The sequence below is a fragment of the Rhizobacter sp. genome (assembly GCF_031412495.1).
In the GTDB taxonomy this organism is placed as follows: Bacteria; Pseudomonadota; Gammaproteobacteria; order Burkholderiales; family Burkholderiaceae_C; genus Schlegelella_A.
On sequence record NZ_JANODC010000432.1, the window covers coordinates 1 to 2,647 of the forward strand.

The 2,647-nt window shown below is 71.4% G+C and carries 4 protein-coding genes; all 4 read right to left on the minus strand.

The genetic code is table 11. The features are described from left to right. A partial coding sequence (locus AC30N0_RS16140; RefSeq protein WP_489518917.1) for a RidA family protein occupies positions 1 to 380 on the minus strand: 380 nt, incomplete at its 3' end. Next, positions 377 to 1,615, minus strand: a complete 1,239-nt coding sequence (locus AC30N0_RS16145; RefSeq protein ID WP_489518918.1) for an acyl-CoA dehydrogenase family protein — start codon at positions 1,613 to 1,615, stop codon at positions 377 to 379. The genes AC30N0_RS16145 and AC30N0_RS16140, both read right to left, overlap by 4 nt. Positions 1,616 to 1,620: 5 nt before the next feature. After that, positions 1,621 to 2,274, minus strand: coding sequence for a glutathione S-transferase family protein (locus AC30N0_RS16150; protein ID WP_489518919.1), 654 nt, complete (start codon positions 2,272 to 2,274; stop codon positions 1,621 to 1,623). A gap of 4 nt (positions 2,275 to 2,278) precedes the next feature. Continuing rightward, positions 2,279 to 2,647: enoyl-CoA hydratase-related protein (locus AC30N0_RS16155; protein WP_489518920.1), on the minus strand; the 369-nt coding region annotated here is incomplete at its 5' end.

Consider the following 2,647-nt stretch of genomic DNA (forward strand, 5'->3'; position numbering starts at 1 on the left):
ACCTGGGCCCGATCTTCGATCAGGGCCGTGACCTCGATCGCCGTCATGGCGATGTCGTAGTCGCCGATGATGTCGCGAAATGCCCGGCCGATCTCGCTGCCGGCGGCCAGGTATTCGCGCTTGCTCGTCACGTACCAGGTCATGCGGACGATGTGCTTCGGCTGCGCGCCGGCGGCGTGCAGGACGGCAACGATGTTCTGGAAGGCGAGCCGGGTCTGCTCGCCGAAGTCGTCGGTTGTCCAGACGCCGGCCGGGTCCCAGCCGACCTGCCCCGCCACGAAGACCTGGCGCCCTCGCGCGACGACGCCGTTGGCGTAGCCCTTCGGCCGCGGCCAGCCTTCCGGCAGGACGGCTTCCTTCTTGCTCTCGTTCTCGGTCATGTCGTTCCCTTGCTGGCCGCGCCGACGCTCTTGAGGAGTTCGCGGCCGATGATGAGCTGCTGCACTTCGGTCGCGCCTTCGTAGATGCGCAGCGCCCGGATCTCGCGGTAGAGGCGCTCGACGGTCTCGCCGCTGCGCACGCCCTGCCCGCCCCACATCTGCACCGCGGCGTCGATGACCTGCTGCGCGCCTTCGGTGGCGGCGAGCTTGGCCATCGCCGCCTCGCGCGTGACGTTGCCGCCGCGGTCGCGCTGCCAGGCGGCGCGGTAGGTGAGGAGCGCCGCCGAGTCGATGGTCAGCGTCATCTTCGCGAGGGCCGCCTGCGTCAGCTGGAAGTCGGCGAGAACGCCGCCGAACATGCGCCGCGAGGTCGCCCGCTCGAGGGCGGCGTCGAAGGCGCAGCGGGCGAAGCCGAGCGCCGCCGCGGCGACCGAGGTGCGGAACACGTCGAGCGTGCGCATCGCGATCTTGAAGCCCTCGCCTTCGGCGCCGATGCGCCGCGCCGCCGGCACCCGGCAGCCGCTGAAGCGCAGCCGCGCGAGGGGATGCGGGGCGATGACGTCGATGCGCTCGGCGATCTCGAAGCCCGGTGTGCCGGCCTCGACGATGAAGGCGCTGATGCCGCGCGAGCCGCGGGCGGGCGTGCCCGTGGCGTGGCCGGTGGCGCCGTCGCCGGTGCGCGCGAAGACTACGTAGACGTCGGCGATGCCGCCATTGGAAATCCAGGTCTTCTCGCCGTCGAGCACGTAGTCGCTGCCGTCGAGGCGGGCCGAGCAGGCCATCGCCGCGACGTCGGAGCCGGCGTCGGGCTCCGACAGCGCGAAGGCGGCGATCGACTGGCCGCGCGCGACCTTCGGCAGCCAGGCCGCGCGCTGCTCGGCCGAGCCGGCGAGGCTGATCGCGCCCGAGCCGAGGCCCTGCATCGCGAAGGCGAAGTCGGCCAGGCCCGAGTGGCGCGCGAGCGTCTCGCGCACGAGGCAGATCGAGCGCGTGTCGATCGCGTCGTCGCTGCCGCCGAAGGCGCGGCCGGCGATGGCGTGCGACAGCCAGCCGGCCTCGCCGAGCGAGCGGACGAGGCCACGGCATTCGGCGTCGACGCTGGCGCGGTCGTCGGCGTGGGCGTGGCCGAGCGACGCCGTGGCCCAGGCGTCGAGGTCGGCGGCGAGGGTGCGGTGACGCGGCTCGAAGAAGGGCCAGTCGAGGTGGTCCATGGAAGAAGCGCGGGCGTTCGCCATGGCCGTCACCACTTCGGGGCGACGCGTTCGCCCGGCAGGATCTCGTACGGGTCGCCCCAGCCCGGCGCCTGGCGCAGGCGGTCGCGCCAGGCGGCGAGGCTCGGGAAGCGATCCTCGAGCACGTAGCCGCTCTCGTCGGCCGGGTAGAACAGGTAGCCGGAGAGCGACATGTCGGCGATGGTCAGCTCGTCGCCGACGATGTGCGAGCGGTTCGCGAGGTGCTTGTCGACGATAAAGAAGGCGCTGTCGATGCGACCGCGCAGGAAGGCGGCGACGGCCGGGTCCGGCGGGGTCGCGGCGAACGACTTCATGAAGCGCCAGGTCGCGAAATGGCTCGTGAACTTGTGGTTGTCGAAGAACAGCCAGCGCAGCACTTCCCGGCGCTCGTCGTCGTTCCTGCCGCCGAACCGGCCGTGCCGCTCGGCGAGCATCGTCAGGATGACGCCCGACTGCGTCGTCTTGCGGCCGTCCTCCTCCTCCAGCACCGGCACCTCGCCCATCGCGTTGACGCTCTCGCGCCACGCGGCGCTGCGCGTCCCGCCGGCAGCGAAGTCGGCGATCGTCATCGGCACCGCCTGGAACGGCAGCTCGAGCGCGCGCAGCAGGAAGGCGACCTTGAAGGTGTTTCCGGACTGGGCGAAGCCATGGAGCTTCAACATGGTTTCAGTTCCCTTCGAAGCGTGGCTTCTGCTTGGCCGCGAAGGCCTCGTAGGCACGCGTGAAGTCCTGCGTCAGCATGCAGATCGCCTGTGCCTGCGCCTCGGCCTCGATCGCCTGCTCGAGGGTCATCGCCCACTCCTGGTGCAGCATGGTCTTGGTGATGCCGTTGGCGAAGGTCGGGCCGGCGGCGAGGTCGCGGGCCATCGCCATCGCATCCTCGTGCAGGCGCGCCGGGTCGCTGAGGCGGTTCAGGAAGCCCCAGCGCTCGGCCTCCTCGCCGCCCATCGAGCGGCCGGTGTAGAGCAGCTCGCTGGCGCGGCCCTGGCCGATGATCCTCGGCAGCATCGCGCAGGCGCCCATGTCGCAGCCGGC